Here is a 13,231-nt window from a genome sequence, read left to right as displayed (position 1 = left end):
TATGGATGTCGTACTGACCTACCTGTGCTTCATCGCCGCCGGAATCCTCGCGGGCGGCACGTGGTCGATGTGGAAGGCCCGCAACACCCTCTTCGCGGGTATCCTCTTCGCCCTCGGACTGCTGGCAGCGATCGCCGGTGTCCTCCGGTTGATCTGACGTGGCCGAATCCGATGTGACGGACAACCCGAAATTGTTCGGAGTCCGGGGACTCGTCGCGGCGTGGTCGACATCCGCGGCAGCGTTCGCGGGTTTCTCGCTGTTACTGCCCGTGGTGCCCTGGGCGATCGCGCAAGAGGGCGGCAGCGACACCGTCGCGGGCTCGGTCACCGCGGTGTTCATGTTCACCACGGTGCTCACCCAGATCGCGATGCCCGCGCTGCTCCGCAGATTCGGTCATCGCGCGACCCTCGTCGCGGGCTGCCTGTTCCTCGGTCCGCCGTCGCTGCTGTTCCTCGTGTCCATGGAGCCTGCCGCCGCGCTGGGAATTTCGGCGATACGGGGGATCGGCTTCGGAATGATCACCGTGGCCTCCGCTGCGCTGGTTGGTGAACTCGCACCCGCCCGTCTGCTCGGCCGCGCCACCGGCATGCTCGGTATCGCGATCGCCGCGTCGCAGATGATCGGACTGCCCACGGGGCTCGCACTGGCCGAACGATTCTCGACCACACCGGTGTTCGTGCTGGGCGCCGTCCTGTCGTCGGCGGGACTGATCGCCGCGGCGCGCCTGCCGCGCCTCGAAGCGCGCACGGGTCCGCGCCCGGCACGGATGCCGTTCGTGTTGCTACTGCTCCCGACCGTGGCGGTGGGCGCCGGCGCGATCGCGTACGGCGGTCTGACATCGCTGCTCGCCATCGCCGTGGCCGACCTCCCGGTGGCGGCGGCGCTGGCCGTGCTGAGCGGTTCGACGCTGGTGGGCCGGTTCGGTGCCGGCGCCGTCGCGGACCGGATCGGTGCGGGCCGGATGCTTCCCGTCGGGCTCGGCCTCGCCGCGCTCGCGATGGTGCCGTTCGCGCTCGTCGCGGACGGCCGGGCCGGCGCCGTGGCTCTCATCGGGGCGGCGGTGTGCTTCGGACTCGGGTTCGGCGTCGTGCAGAACGAGGCGCTGCTCATCGCGTTCCGTCGTGCGGGCTCCGAACACATCGGCTCGGCCAGCGCCGCGTGGAACATCGGATTCGACGCCGGCACCGGAGCGGGTTCGTTCGCACTCGGTGCGATCGCGGCTTCCGCCGGCTATCCCACGGCGTTCACCGTCGCTGCGGTGCTCGTCCCGGTCCTCCCGCTCCTGGCTCGGCTCGCCGGTCCCTCGGAGCGTCCCGGGGTGCAACAGGTCGCCGAACGTCCCGGCGCGGACTAGACAGCACCTGCCACCGCACAGTGCTGTTCGTGCCGCCGCATAGAATCGACTTCATGAGCACAACCAAGGTCGCCGTCCTCGACTACGGCTCCGGCAATCTGCACTCCGCGACGCGGGCGATCGCCCGTACCGGCGTGGACGTGGAGGTCACCTCCGACCACAAGGTTGCGCTCGCCGCCGACGGACTGGTCGTGCCCGGCGTCGGGGCATTCGACGCGTGTATGCGCGGCCTTCGCAGCGTCGGTGGCGAGAAGATCATCGGTACGCGCCTCGCGGGTGGCCGTCCGGTGCTCGGCATCTGCGTCGGTATGCAGATCCTCTTCGAAGACGGTATCGAGCACGGCATCGAGACCGAGGGGTGCGGCGAGTGGCCGGGAACCGTCGAGCGCCTCGACGCACCGGTGCTGCCGCACATGGGATGGAACACTGTCGAGGCCCCCGCAGATTCGGTGCTGTTCGCCGGCATGGACCCCGACACCCGCTTCTACTTCGTGCATTCGTACGCGGCACAGAAATGGGAACTGCCCGACCCGGAGCGGCTTGCCCCGCCGAAGCTGACCTGGGCCGAGCACGGAAGCCGCTTCCTCGCGGCCGTCGAGAACGGTCCGTTGTCGGCAACGCAGTTCCACCCCGAAAAGTCCGGGGATGCCGGGGCGCAGTTGCTGAGGAACTGGGTGAACTCGTTGTGACACGCGGCGGGGACGACGAGCCGGGTGCGAACTTCTCGCTGGCCCGGCTCGCCCTGTCCTCGCTCGGGTCCGCCGCAGCGGTGCTCGCGCTCGTCACCGTGGTCATCGTGGTACTGAAGCCGAGTCCGGGACTGAGCCTCACGATCGCGCTGCTCGGTGTCGTGGGCGCTATCGCAGCGATGGGATTCGTGTCCGTTCGTACCACCCGCCGCGCCTTCGGACGCGGCGGGCAGAATCGGTAGCTGCGCTACTCGCTGAGCCACACTGCATCGAGCAACGCGGATCCCATCCCGTACATCCGTACACCCTGCACCTCCGGGCCCGAGACGACCGAGGGCGCCGACTGGACGTAGAACACTCCCGGAGCCAGATCGACCAGACGTTGCTGTGCCACGTCGTAAGCGGCCTTGCGCTCCTCGACCGTCGTGCCGATCCGTCCGGCGTCGAGCGCGTCGTTGAGTTCAGGGTCGTCGATACCCGTCGGGTTTCCCTGGGATCGGGCATGAAACGACGTCCACAGTGACGAGTCCGGGTCCTGGACGACGGCGGCAGCGATCGTCATGTCGAAGTCGCGGGCGGCGACCCTGGCCTGCGCTGCGGTGAAATCCATGATCTCGACGGCGATCTCGACGTTGTCGAACGCTGCGAGCTGTGCCTGGACGACTTCCGCCACCGATTTGATCTCGACGAGGGAGTACGCGAGGAACGTGAACTTCACCGGAGTGCCGTCGGCTGCCAGTTCGTCGAACAGTCGTTGTGCTTCGGCATCGTCGGAATTCGACAGTGCGATGTCTTCGAAGAACGGCGAGGTCTCGGGGAAGAGGGTCCGAGGGACGGTGCCGGTGCCCTCGAACACCGCGGTGTTGATCGCATCCAGGTCGAGCGCGAGGGAGACCGCGCGTCGGGCACGGGCGTCGTCGAACGGGCTCCGACGGGTGTTCATCGCGAGGTACTGACCGCCACCGAGCGGCACCACCGAGGTGGACAGTCCCGCGCTTTCCGCCTTGCTCAGGTTCGACCAACTGCTTTCCGACGCCAGTTGGGCGCTGCCGGAGGTGAGCGCGTTGAGACGCTGGTTCGCGTCGGGCACCGGGCGCAGCGTGATGCCGTCCAGGTACGGTCGCGGCGCGTCCCAGTAGCCCGGGTTGCGGGTCAGTTCGAGCACGTCCTGCCGAGCCCACTTGGTGAGGGTGAACGGCCCGGCGCCGACGGGATTCTCGTCGAACGCCTGCCGGCCCTTCGCCAGTGCGGTGGGGGAGGCGATCCAGTTGAGTCCGGACAGCACCAGCGACGAGGCGAACACCGGGCTGGGGGCGACCATCGTGACCTTCAGTGTTTCGGCGTCGACGACTTCGGTGCCCGCGATCTGCGCGGCCTGCCGAATCGACTCCGATCCGTTGGCCGGGTCGCGGAGGCGATCCCAGTTGTACGCGACGGCGGCCGCGTCCAGGGCGGTGCCGTCCGTAAAGGTCAGCCCGGGCCGGAGTTTCAGGACGAACGTGCGGCCCCCGTCGTCGGTAGAGAAGTCCGTGGCCATCGAGTACTCGATCTCCAGGGTGTCGACGTCGTTGGTCATCAAGGTGCCGTACAACGCGTTGCCGAGCAGTCCGGAGTTGGTCCACACATTCGGAAGCGCGACGGGATCGAGGCTGACCGGCTCGCGGATCTGGATCGCCTGCAACGTGCCACCGGAGACCGGGTCGCCGACGGGCGTCCCGGGCGCGGATGCAGCCAAGGTGTCGCCGCTGCTGCATGCGGTGAGCGCGAGGGCCGCGACACACAGGGCAGCGAGTGTCGAAGTGACGGAGCGTCGTCGTCGGAGCATCGGTGCCTCGTATCGGATCGTGGGCCGGAAGTTGCAGCGTTCCGCTCAGAGCTCCCACCGAAAAGAACCTTCCTATCGGCAAAGTAAAACAACGTTCTCATGTGAGCGGAACGTAGTTCTGTCTACCTCACGCGGGGGTCGGTGGGAAGAGGTCGGCGGGAGCTTGCTCGATGGGAATCGCTCAACTCGTTGGCTCTGTGCCGAAATTGGCTCGATGCCGCTCCGCAGTCGAGGACCCGGGCACTTTGGGCTATCCGTTCGCTTGCCCCTCACTCCTGGGCTCGACGCTCGCTCGGCGAGAGGGCACGAGAACCGCCGGCTGGAGTAGCTGTTACGATACGAAACGTGTCGTATACAAATCAGGATCAGTTCGACGAGACTCGGCCGAGCGCTCGTCGTGGGCGCCCTCGTGATGATCAACGAGAGACCGAGATCCTCACGGCCGTGAACTCGCTGCTTTCTGAGGTCGGGTACGAGGGTGTCACCTTCGAAGAGGTCGCCCGCCGGGCGGGCGCATCCAAGGCCACTCTCTACCGACGGTGGAAGTCCAAGAGGGACATGGTGGTTGCCGCCCTGAAAGCGGGTCCCGCACGCCGCGACGGGCCCGACGAGGTGGACACCGGAAGCCTGCGCGGTGACCTTCTCGCCTTGGGTCGCCGCCTCGTGCAGTCCATGCGCTCTGCAGACGGGCAGACCGCAATGCTGCTGCTCCAAGCAGGTCTCGAGGACCCGGAACTGTGCGAGCAAATCGAACGATCGGTGGGCCCGACCGGGTCGCGGCTACCGCAGACCGTCATCCAGGCCGCGGTCGATCGTGGGGAACTGCCTCCGGGCATCGATCCGTTCCCGTTCGAGGAAGTCGCCGGCGCTGTCATCCTGCTTCGCCGACTCAACGGACTCGAGATCGACGACCGCTATCTCGAGTCCCTCGTCGACACCGTTCTGATCCCCGCACTCCGTGCCACACCGTCCGCGAGGCATTCACTACCCGCAGGAATCTTCTCGGGCCATCCTGCCGCCCAACCGACCGACATCATTGAGAAGGAAACATCATGACCCGCTTGACTATCGACGGATTCCGATACAAGACGCTACACGGCGCCGAAGGAGTCGACCTCAACGTCGCCGTCGCCGGCGACGGTCCCGCGATCGTCCTCCTCCACGGGTTTCCTCAGACGCATTACATGTGGCGTCACGTCGCACGCGAACTCACTGCGCAGTACACCGTCATCGTCCCCGACCTGCGTGGGTACGGCGAGAGCGGTAAGCCGGCAGAGCGGGGCCCGGAAACCTACTCGAAGAGGACCATGGCCCGAGACATTCGGTTGATCGCCGAGGCGCTCGGCCACGACCGCTTCGGGCTGGTCGGTCATGGCCGAGGCGCCCTCGTCGGTGTTCGCGCAGGCCTCGACCACCCGGACGCGGTGCAGTTTCTCGGGATCCTCGACGTACTGCCCACCTTGGACACCTGGGACGTCCTGCGGGGCGTAGACGCCAAAGTCGCTTGGCACCTCTATCTCATGGCGCAGCCCGTGGGTCTCCCCGAGAAGATGATCCGCGCCGTCGGACCCGAGTTCTTCGGCTCGTTCCTGGACGCCTGGGAGACCGATGCTTCGACATTCCCGCTCGAGGTCCGCCGGCACTACGTCGACAGCTCGGTGAATGCCGTGGATTCCATCGTCGCCGACTACCGCGCCACGGCGAGTATCGACCTGGACATGGACCGAGACGACCGCGAGGTGGGCAAGCAGCTCACCATGCCCGTCGGAGTCATCTCTCAGGATTGGGGCTCCCAGTTGGGGTTCGATGCCGCGTCGCTCTGGCGGGCGTGGGCACCTGATCTGACCTATGAGCCCATCCAGGCCGGGCACTTCATGGCCGAAGAGAAGCCTGCCGAGATCGCACGCTTCATCCGCGACCTGTCTGCCCGCGCCCGCCCCTGACATCAAGCCGCCCCGTGTCGTCGGCGTCGAATGGGCTCGCCGGGCAGGACCTGGCATCAGTCTCGGAGAGCAGAAGACCGCCGCCGTCGATGGGTATGGATGCGTACGGTCGGAAGTGTTGGAGCCTGCCGCGGCAGCACGCGATCCACGACGGGCCTGTGATCGACTCGATGCAGAGGAGTACCGCATGAGGCTGACGGACAAGGTTGCCGTGGTGACCGGTGGTGCAGGCGGAATCGGGCGGGGAATCGTCCGGGCGTTCACCAAGGAAGGTGCCCGAGTGCTGTTCGTCGACATCCACGACGACGCCGGGCGGGCGCTCGAGGAGGAACTCGGCGGCGCGGGCAAGTTCATGAAGGCAGACATTTCCGTCGAGGAGAACGCCGCCGCGATCGTGGCGGCCGCGGTGGACGCGTTCGGACAACTCGACATTCTCGTCAACAACGCACACGCCTCCCGGCAGGCACCGCTGCTCGAGACCACCCAGGAGATGCTCGACCTGTCCTTCGGAACGGGCTTCTATCCGACGTTCTGGTTGATGAAAGCGGCACATCCGCAACTCGCCGCGCAGCGCGGATCGGTGATCAACTTCGCCTCCGGGGCCGGTATCGACGGTCTGGTGACGCAGGGGTCGTACGCGGCGGCCAAGGAAGCGATCCGCGCGATCAGCCGTGTCGCCGCCAACGAGTGGGCCGGTGACGACATCAATGTCAACATCATCTCGCCGCTCGCGCTGACGGAAGGCGTCGAGGCGTACATCCAGGCGAATCCCGGCATCGAGAAGGCCTTGCTGGCGAAGACACCGCTGGGCCGCTTCGGCGACCCGGAGGCGGACATCGGCGGGGTCGCCGTTTTCCTTGCGAGCAGGGACGCCGCCTATATGACAGGCCAGACCCTGATGGTCGACGGCGGCACCATCAAACTGCGGTGACCGCAGCGGGCGGCCTCCCGTCGAAGGCGCGTGGTGGCGTCCGTCGCGCAGGCACTAATGTAGGGACAGTGAGCCTGGTCCTTTTGCCTGCAGTCGACGTTGCCAACGGTGAAGCAGTTCGCCTCGTACAAGGAGAGGCAGGCAGCGAAACCGGTTACGGATCTCCCCGCGACGCCGCCCTCGAATGGCAGAACGCCGGAGCCGAATGGGTGCATCTCGTCGACCTCGACGCCGCCTTCGGCCGTGGTGACAACCGTGAACTACTCGCCGGTGTGGTCGGCGAACTCGACGTGAAGGTCGAGCTCTCCGGTGGCATCCGCGACGACGCCACGTTGGCCGCGGCGCTCGCCACCGGGTGCGCACGCGTCAATCTCGGTACCGCCGCCATCGAGAACCCCGAGTGGTGTGCCCGCGCGATCGGTGAGTACGGCGACCGGATCGCCGTCGGCCTCGACGTCAAGCTGATCGACGGCGAGTGGCGGCTGCGCGGACGCGGCTGGGTGTCCGACGGCGGAGACATGTGGGAGGTGCTCGAGCGCCTCAACCGCGACGGCTGCTCGCGCTACGTCGTCACCGACGTGACGAAGGACGGCACCCTGACCGGACCCAATCTCGACCTGCTTCGTGAGGTGTGCGCCGCGACCGATGCACCGGTCGTCGCGTCGGGCGGTGTCTCGACGGTCGACGATCTGCGTGCCATCGCCACGCTCGTCGATGAGGGCGTCGAAGGCGCGATCATCGGCAAGGCGCTCTACGCAGGACGGTTCACGCTGACCGAGGCGCTCGACGCCGTGTCCCGTTGATCCCATGACCGCATCCGTCGATCTCGACCGTCTGCGCTCGATAGCGGGTGATGTGCTCGACGAGGTGTCGGAGCGCTTCGTCGCCGGGCACGGCGCGCCGCGTTCGGTGGACAAAGGACCCAACGACTTCGCCACCGACCTCGATCTCGAACTCGAACGGCGGATTTCGGCCGAGCTCGTCGACCGCACCGGAATCGCGGTGCACGGCGAGGAATTCGGTGGTCCGGCGGCCGGCGAGGGCACCGTCTGGTTGCTCGACCCGATCGACGGCACCGTCAACTATTCGGCGGGCCTGCCGATGGCGGGCATCCTGCTCGCTCTGGTCCAGGACGGGGTTCCCGTCATCGGACTGACCTGGCTACCCCTGACCGATCAGCGGTTCTCTGCGGTAGCCGAAGGCCCGCTGTGGTTCAACGGGAAGATCGCCGAGAAATTGAAGCCGCGCCGTCTCGAGGACGTGATGGTCGGGGTCGGCAGTTTCGACATCGACAGTCGTGGCCGCGTCCCGGGCACGCAACGACTCGCGGTGATCACCGAGTTGAGCCGGCGCGTCTCGCGCCTGCGGATGCACGGATCGACCGGCGTCGACCTCGCCTACACCGCGGCGGGCTCGCTGGGCGGTGCCGTGGTCTTCGGCCACCATCCCTGGGACAACGCCGCCGGTGTCGCGCTCGTGCGCGCGGCAGGTGGGATCGCCACCGATTTCCACGGGAAGCCGTGGCGCATCGGCTCGGGGTCGGTGCTCGCCGCCGCACCCGGAATCCACGGTGAAATACTGGACATAGTGCAATCCGCGACGAATCCGCGTTTCGAAGGAGATCGATCATGACACTGGCCGTGCGGGTCATCCCGTGCCTCGACGTCGACGCCGGACGCGTCGTCAAGGGTGTCAATTTCGAGAACCTGCGCGACGCGGGCGACCCTGTCGAACTCGCCGCGCTCTACGACGCTCAAGGCGCCGACGAGCTCACGTTCCTCGACGTCACCGCCTCGAGCGGAGACCGCGGCACGATGCTCGACGTGGTCACACGCACCGCGGAGCAGGTATTCATTCCCCTCACGGTGGGTGGCGGCGTGCGCACCGTCGAGGACGTCGACCGCCTACTGCGCGCCGGTGCCGACAAGGTCTCGGTGAACACTGCGGCGATCGCGCGTCCCGAGGTGCTGAGGGAGATGTCCGAGCGCTTCGGGTCGCAGTGCATCGTGCTGTCGGTCGACGCCCGCACCGTCCCCGCCGATCAGCAGCCCACACCGTCGGGTTGGGAAGTCACGACCCACGGAGGTCGCCGGGGCACCGGGATCGACGCGGTGGAGTGGGCGCGCCGCGGCGCCGAACTGGGTGTCGGGGAGATCCTCCTCAACTCGATGGACGCCGACGGCACGAAGGCCGGATTCGATCTGAAGATGATTGCGTCGGTCCGCGAGACCGTCGACGTTCCGGTGATCGCCTCGGGCGGTGCCGGAGCCGTCGAACACTTCGCGCCTGCCGTCCACGCCGGCGCCGACGCGGTGCTCGCCGCCAGCGTCTTCCACTTCCGTGAGCTCACCATCGGCCAGGTCAAGGACGCGATGCGCGCGGAAGGGATCATCGTCCGATGAGCGACATCCTGAACCCGGAGATCGCCGCACGACTCAAGCGCAACGACGACGGACTCTTCGCCGCGGTCGTCCAGGAGAAGTCGACCGGCGACGTGCTCATGATGGCCTGGATGGACGACGAGGCACTGGCCCGAACACTCGCGACCCGCAAGGCCACGTACTACTCGCGGTCACGGCAGCAGTACTGGGTAAAGGGAGAGACCTCCGGGCACACGCAGTACGTGCACGAGGTGCGGCTGGACTGCGACGGCGACACCGTGCTGCTCGTCGTGGACCAGGTCGGGGCGGCGTGCCACACCGGCACCCACACCTGCTTCGACACCGACGTACTGCTGGGGGCGGAACAGCCCGGCTGATCACGACACGGTGAACACGAGATCGCCCCGCACCGAGGTGCGGGGCGATCGCTCACTGCGGCAGTTCGAAGTTGCCGAACAACACCGTTGCGAGACCGAGCGCTACGACGATGTTGACCACCGTCGCCGATCCGAACACCACTACCGGGCGCCATCCCGCGTCGCGCAGTCCCTTCGCGGAGAACTCCAGGCCGATAGAGACGAACGCGAAGATCAGGAACCACGTCCGCAGGTCGTTGATGGTGGAGATATCGGCCTTGCCGTCGTCGACGAATTTCACCCACAGCGTGCCGATGATCGACGCGGCGATGAAGCCGAGCACGAATTTCGGGAAGCGCTCCCAGAAGTCACCGATGCTCGGCCGTGCCGAGCCGGGACGACGCTCCACCTTCAGCGCGAAATAGGCCGTCAAGCCCACCGCCACGAAACCGATGAGGGCGTTCTGGGTCGTCTTGACGATCGTGGCGATCTGCAGGGCGTCGTCGCCGAGGATCGCGCCGGACGCCGCGACGGCGGCGGTGGTGTCGATGTTGCCGCCGATCCAGGCTCCGGCCACGACATCGGACAGTCCGAAGACACCGGCGAGCCAGGGCAACAGGAAGATCGAGGGCAACGCGAACACGATCACCAGCGACGCGGCGTACGCGAGCTGTTCCTTCTTGGCCTGCACGGCCCCGGCCGCGGCGATGGCGGCGCTCACCCCACAGATCGATACTGCGGCGGACAGCAGCGCCCGCAGCTTCTCGTCCAGTCCGAGTTTCCCGCCGAACCACCAGCTGAACGAGAACACGGCGGTGATCAGCAGCAGACCTTGCAGGATCGCCGGCCCGGCTGCCGTCGCGAGCACGGTCAGGTTGATGGATGCGCCGAGCAGAACCAGCCCGGTCTTGATGAAGAACTCGGTGCGGAAACCACCGGAAAGCTTGTCGCGCACACCCGTGCGGGTCAGGACGAGATTCCCGAGCAGGCCGATCGCGATCGCGTAGACGGGGAACTCGATCGCTCCCGCCACCCGCTCGAAGGGTCCTCCCTCGGCCCAGTCCGGGACGTTCTGCTCGAGGAATCTGGTGAGGCCGCCCAGCACGATGACGACTGCTACGCCCGCCGCGGCCCACGCAGGAGCGGAGGAACGCCGTGCGGGTGCCGCCTCGGCCTTCGTCGCACCGTCTGCCCGGGGCGCGCTCTCGGTCTCGACGGCGGCGTTCCGCCCGTCGGTATCTCGCGTCGTCACGGGACCAGCCCCGACGGAATCACGCCGAGCAACACGGCGGCGATGAGGATCAGGCCCGCGACGACTGCGGCCCAGTCCTCGTTGAGCAATGTGGCGCGCGCGGCATCCACACGCTGAGGTTCGTCTGTCATGAAGGCAGCCAACCAACGTGGTGGCGTCACGTCACGAATTACGGTCGGCCCGAATAGAACCAGTGACTAATCGGCCGTCGTGTGCTGCACAACGTCGTTCATCGTCCCGAACGACCCGATCCCGCCCACGGCGGCTACCGGGTCAGGTCGATGACGCGTGCCCCACCTTGGGCAGCGGCACAAAGCTTCTGGACCGAGTCGTCGTCGACGGAGTAGATCTCGCATCGGCACAGCGCCTGCGTACGGCCGCCGTTGAGGACGGTGGCGACCGCCCGCAGCAGCGGGCCCTTCGCCGGACGTAGGTAATCGAGGGTCATGCCTGTCGTCACGATCGACGGGCCGAGGACCGTACCGGCGGCGAAGGTGAGTGCGTTGTCGGCCGCATAGGCCAGAACCCCGCCGTGTGCGAAACCGAACTGTTGCAACAGGTCCGGTCTGAGCGGAATCTCCAGTTCGGCGCGGCCCCTCGTGTACACGACGAGTTGTGCTCCGATCAGAACACTGAACGGTTGAGACGCGAGCGTCTGCTGGGCTTCGGCGAGTGTGCTGATCCCGGTGACGTCGTCGGGCATAACCGGAACATACACGGGAAGCATCCGGCCGGAGGCCGTGTCGACGCGCACGAACCCAAAGTGGGGAGGGTCGGTCGCCCGTGTCTCCCGATCAGCGTCCGCGGGTCTCACGACCGGTTCGGGTCCTTCGAACACTGCGCTGCATCCGCTGCAGCGCGCGTTCCAGTTCTTCCCTGTCGTCGAACATCCGCACCGAGTCGCCCGAGACCAGGCGCTGCTCACTGCCCCGTCCCGCCACGACGAGAACATCCCCGGGCCTCGCGTGGGAGGCAGCGATCTCGAAAGCGCGGTGACGGTCGCCTTCGACGACCACGTGGGCGCTCTGCGCCGCATGCGCGCCTTCGGCGACCGCTTCCCTGAGGAGCCTGGGGTCGTCGTTGTACGGACTGTCGTCGGTGACGACCACGATGTCGGCGTAGGTCGCCGCGGTGTGGCCGATCGGAAAGCGCTTTCCGGGATCGCGCTCTCCGGTCGCGCTGATCACGAGAATCAGTCGGCGCTCGGCTGCCAGCGACCGCAGGAACGGCAGTAGTTCCTGCTGTCCGGAGGTGTTGTGCATGAAATCGACCAGGCCGAGGATGCCGTGGTCGGCCTCGACGCGCTCGAGTCGGCCGGGCACGCAGGCGAGAGTTTCCAAGCCCGCGGCGGCCTGCAGGACGTCGTGCCCTGCTGCGGCTATCGAGGTGAGCGCTGTCAGTGCATTGGCCACCTGGTGGGGGCCGAGAAGGGCCAGACGGACTCCGGCGTGACCGGTCGGAGTGTGCACGGTGAAGGTACTGCCGTGAACGTCGCACCGGATCGAGTCTGCGTACACGTCGGCGCCCGGGTCGCGCGTCGAATGCGTCCACACCGGTACGTCCGTTGTGGCGGCCAACCGTCTGCCGTACTCGTCGTCGATGTTCACCGCGGCCGCTTGCGCGCGGTCGGAGGTGAACAGCGCTGCCTTGGCGGCGAAATACTCCTCCATCGTGTGGTGGAAGTCGAGATGGTCCGGTCCGAGATTGGTGAAGGCGACCGTACGGAACCGCACGCCGTCGACGCGGCCGTGGCTGACGGCGTGCGACGACACTTCCAGTGTCACCGCCCTCGCGGCCTGGTCCCGGAACTCCGCGAGGGTCCGCTGGATCACCGCGGCTTCCGGCGTGGTGTGTGTGGCGGGCCGGGTGCTCTCCGGTCCCCGGACGACGACACCACCGATCAAGCCTGTGACGACACCGGTGGCAGCGAGGGCGGCGTCGAGGAGATAGGTCGCGCTCGTCTTGCCGTTGGTGCCGGTGACGCCGTGGACCTGCAGTTCGTGCGAGGGATGGCCGTAGATCCAGGACGCCAGCCCGCCGACCCGGTCGCGTGGCCGGTCGACGATCAAGGTGGGCAGGAGTCGAGAAGGCCGGTCGCTGAGCACGGCGACGGCGCCGCGGGCCGCGGCATCGGCATCGAAGTCGAGGCCGTGGAATCGGTGTCCGGGAAGAGCCACGTACAGATCGCCGGGCTGCACCGTTCGGGAATCGTCGCTGATGCCGGTAACTGTGCGGTCGCGCCCATCGGCAGGTCCGGCAGACAGAACAACACGGAGGTGTTCAGCAACGTCGCGGATCTGGATCCCACGGTCGGGACGGCGGCGATCGTCCGGGTCGAGGCGCACAGGAGCGAATACCCGGTACGTGAAAAAACTATGTCCCGCAGTTAAGGGCGCACGAACGAGGCGGGACATCTGCCGAAGGATCAACCGACTCGGTCATGGGGTGCAGGACCCAGGAGTGCGTCCAGCGACGGCAGCGCCGAATACCACGGTACGA

At 67.1% G+C, this 13,231-nt stretch carries 16 protein-coding genes; 11 read left to right on the top strand and 5 right to left on the bottom strand.

Going from position 1 to position 13,231, the window contains the following annotated elements:
• Window position 1: 1 nt before the first annotated feature.
• The 4 genes from HF877_RS05025 to HF877_RS05010 are packed head-to-tail and all read left to right on the top strand — an operon-like array spanning window position 2 to window position 2,286.
• Entirely contained in the window at window positions 2–157 is a 156-nt protein-coding gene (locus HF877_RS05025) for a hypothetical protein (protein ID WP_169620084.1), read from the top strand.
• Window position 158: 1 nt separating this feature from the next.
• Window positions 159–1,355 (top strand): MFS transporter, encoded by a 1,197-nt coding sequence (locus HF877_RS05020; RefSeq protein ID WP_346765064.1) that lies wholly within the window; start codon window positions 159–161, stop codon window positions 1,353–1,355.
• 53 nt (window positions 1,356–1,408) lie between these two features.
• A complete protein-coding gene (hisH, locus tag HF877_RS05015) occupies window positions 1,409–2,044 on the top strand; it encodes an imidazole glycerol phosphate synthase subunit HisH (protein ID WP_169620083.1) in 636 nt (211 codons plus the stop codon).
• Window positions 2,041–2,286: a hypothetical protein gene (locus HF877_RS05010; RefSeq protein ID WP_169620082.1), complete on the top strand. Its 246-nt coding sequence runs from the start codon at window positions 2,041–2,043 to the stop codon at window positions 2,284–2,286. Before hisH ends, HF877_RS05010 begins: the two co-directional genes overlap by 4 nt.
• A gap of 5 nt (window positions 2,287–2,291) precedes the next feature.
• On the opposite strand, the gene HF877_RS05005 is transcribed toward HF877_RS05010, so the two are convergent.
• Window positions 2,292–3,869 (bottom strand): ABC transporter substrate-binding protein, encoded by a 1,578-nt coding sequence (locus HF877_RS05005; protein WP_169620081.1) that lies wholly within the window; start codon window positions 3,867–3,869, stop codon window positions 2,292–2,294.
• 444 nt (window positions 3,870–4,313) lie between these two features.
• On the opposite strand from HF877_RS05005, the gene HF877_RS05000 reads away from it, so the two are divergent.
• The 7 genes from HF877_RS05000 (at window position 4,314) to hisI (ending at window position 9,501) form a co-directional block, all read left to right on the top strand.
• Window positions 4,314–4,925 carry a TetR/AcrR family transcriptional regulator gene (locus HF877_RS05000; RefSeq protein ID WP_296549746.1) on the top strand — a complete coding sequence of 204 codons (612 nt, stop codon included), beginning with the start codon at window positions 4,314–4,316 and terminating at the stop codon, window positions 4,923–4,925.
• Window positions 4,922–5,812 carry an alpha/beta hydrolase gene (locus tag HF877_RS04995; protein ID WP_169620079.1) on the top strand — a complete coding sequence of 297 codons (891 nt, stop codon included), beginning with the start codon at window positions 4,922–4,924 and terminating at the stop codon, window positions 5,810–5,812. Before HF877_RS05000 ends, HF877_RS04995 begins: the two co-directional genes overlap by 4 nt.
• Window positions 5,813–5,999: 187 nt before the next feature.
• Window positions 6,000–6,743, top strand: coding sequence for an SDR family oxidoreductase (locus tag HF877_RS04990; protein WP_169620078.1), 744 nt, complete (start codon window positions 6,000–6,002; stop codon window positions 6,741–6,743).
• A gap of 68 nt (window positions 6,744–6,811) precedes the next feature.
• Window positions 6,812–7,546, top strand: a complete 735-nt coding sequence (gene priA / locus HF877_RS04985) for a bifunctional 1-(5-phosphoribosyl)-5-((5-phosphoribosylamino)methylideneamino)imidazole-4-carboxamide isomerase/phosphoribosylanthranilate isomerase PriA (RefSeq protein WP_169620077.1) — start codon at window positions 6,812–6,814, stop codon at window positions 7,544–7,546.
• Window positions 7,547–7,550: 4 nt separating this feature from the next.
• A complete protein-coding gene (locus tag HF877_RS04980) occupies window positions 7,551–8,375 on the top strand; it encodes an inositol monophosphatase (RefSeq protein WP_169620076.1) in 825 nt (274 codons plus the stop codon).
• Window positions 8,372–9,145 (top strand): imidazole glycerol phosphate synthase subunit HisF, encoded by a 774-nt coding sequence (gene hisF, locus HF877_RS04975; RefSeq protein WP_169620075.1) that lies wholly within the window; start codon window positions 8,372–8,374, stop codon window positions 9,143–9,145. Before HF877_RS04980 ends, hisF begins: the two co-directional genes overlap by 4 nt.
• Window positions 9,142–9,501 carry a phosphoribosyl-AMP cyclohydrolase gene (gene hisI, locus HF877_RS04970; RefSeq protein WP_169620074.1) on the top strand — a complete coding sequence of 120 codons (360 nt, stop codon included), beginning with the start codon at window positions 9,142–9,144 and terminating at the stop codon, window positions 9,499–9,501. The genes hisF and hisI overlap by 4 nt, the downstream gene beginning before the upstream one ends.
• 52 nt (window positions 9,502–9,553) lie before the next feature.
• Here hisI and HF877_RS04965 read toward each other — a convergent pair whose 3' ends face one another.
• The 4 genes from HF877_RS04965 to HF877_RS04955 form a co-directional block, all read right to left on the bottom strand.
• On the bottom strand, window positions 9,554–10,732 hold the full coding sequence (locus tag HF877_RS04965) for a putative sulfate exporter family transporter (protein ID WP_169620073.1): 1,179 nt from the start codon (window positions 10,730–10,732) through the stop codon (window positions 9,554–9,556).
• On the bottom strand, window positions 10,729–10,863 hold the full coding sequence (locus HF877_RS21495; protein ID WP_277350445.1) for a hypothetical protein: 135 nt from the start codon (window positions 10,861–10,863) through the stop codon (window positions 10,729–10,731). The genes HF877_RS04965 and HF877_RS21495 overlap by 4 nt, the downstream gene beginning before the upstream one ends.
• 134 nt (window positions 10,864–10,997) lie before the next feature.
• A complete protein-coding gene (locus tag HF877_RS04960; RefSeq protein ID WP_169620072.1) occupies window positions 10,998–11,435 on the bottom strand; it encodes a PaaI family thioesterase in 438 nt (145 codons plus the stop codon).
• Window positions 11,436–11,526: 91 nt separating this feature from the next.
• Window positions 11,527–13,077 carry a UDP-N-acetylmuramoyl-L-alanyl-D-glutamate--2,6-diaminopimelate ligase gene (locus tag HF877_RS04955; protein WP_169620071.1) on the bottom strand — a complete coding sequence of 517 codons (1,551 nt, stop codon included), beginning with the start codon at window positions 13,075–13,077 and terminating at the stop codon, window positions 11,527–11,529.
• Window positions 13,078–13,231: the final 154 nt, after the last annotated feature.

It is taken from the genome of Rhodococcus sp. BL-253-APC-6A1W, from assembly GCF_012843405.1.
Taxonomy (GTDB): Bacteria; Actinomycetota; Actinomycetes; order Mycobacteriales; family Mycobacteriaceae; genus Rhodococcus.
This window is presented reverse-complemented; position numbering and strand designations above follow the sequence as displayed.

What these genes read in the sequence shown, in the direction of transcription:
- HF877_RS05025 (WP_169620084.1), top strand. Translation starts at nt 2, where the DNA reads ATGGATGTCGTACTGACCTACCTGTGCTTCATCGCCGCCGGAATCCTC.
- hisH (WP_169620083.1), top strand. Translation starts at nt 1,409, where the DNA reads ATGAGCACAACCAAGGTCGCCGTCCTCGACTACGGCTCCGGCAATCTG.
- HF877_RS05005 (WP_169620081.1), bottom strand. Translation starts at nt 3,869, where the DNA reads ATGCTCCGACGACGACGCTCCGTCACTTCGACACTCGCTGCCCTGTGT.
- HF877_RS04995 (WP_169620079.1), top strand. Translation starts at nt 4,922, where the DNA reads ATGACCCGCTTGACTATCGACGGATTCCGATACAAGACGCTACACGGC.
- HF877_RS04990 (WP_169620078.1), top strand. Translation starts at nt 6,000, where the DNA reads ATGAGGCTGACGGACAAGGTTGCCGTGGTGACCGGTGGTGCAGGCGGA.
- HF877_RS04980 (WP_169620076.1), top strand. Translation starts at nt 7,551, where the DNA reads ATGACCGCATCCGTCGATCTCGACCGTCTGCGCTCGATAGCGGGTGAT.
- hisF (WP_169620075.1), top strand. Translation starts at nt 8,372, where the DNA reads ATGACACTGGCCGTGCGGGTCATCCCGTGCCTCGACGTCGACGCCGGA.
- hisI (WP_169620074.1), top strand. Translation starts at nt 9,142, where the DNA reads ATGAGCGACATCCTGAACCCGGAGATCGCCGCACGACTCAAGCGCAAC.
- HF877_RS21495 (WP_277350445.1), bottom strand. Translation starts at nt 10,863, where the DNA reads ATGACAGACGAACCTCAGCGTGTGGATGCCGCGCGCGCCACATTGCTC.
- HF877_RS04960 (WP_169620072.1), bottom strand. Translation starts at nt 11,435, where the DNA reads ATGCCCGACGACGTCACCGGGATCAGCACACTCGCCGAAGCCCAGCAG.